At 28.3% G+C, this 244-nt stretch carries 1 protein-coding gene; it reads left to right on the top strand.

Annotation, left to right across the window (positions count from 1 at the left end):
- Positions 1–244, top strand: a 244-nt coding sequence (locus tag NEH74_RS13605) for a family 1 glycosylhydrolase (RefSeq protein WP_262941484.1), incomplete at both ends; no start/stop codon positions are given.

The raw sequence follows: 244 nt of genomic DNA, 5'->3' as shown, positions 1-244 counted from the left end.
GAATTAGAACCAAATGAAGAAGGGTTAAAATTCTATGATAACTTATTTGATGAATTATTAAAATATAAGATTGAACCCGTCATTACATTATCTCATTTTGAAATGCCATATCACTTAGTTAAAGAGTACGGGGGATTTAGAAATCGTCAATGTATTGACTTCTTTGTAAGATTTGCTGAAACGGTTATGAAACGATACAAAGATAAGGTCAAATATTGGATGACATTTAATGAAATTAATAATC

The organism is Turicibacter sp. GALT-G1 (assembly GCF_025594995.1).
In the GTDB taxonomy this organism is placed as follows: Bacteria; Bacillota_I; Bacilli_A; order MOL361; family Turicibacteraceae; genus Turicibacter; species Turicibacter bilis.
The sequence above is the reverse complement of the archived record's forward strand: the minus strand, read 5'-3'. Positions and strand labels throughout refer to the sequence as shown.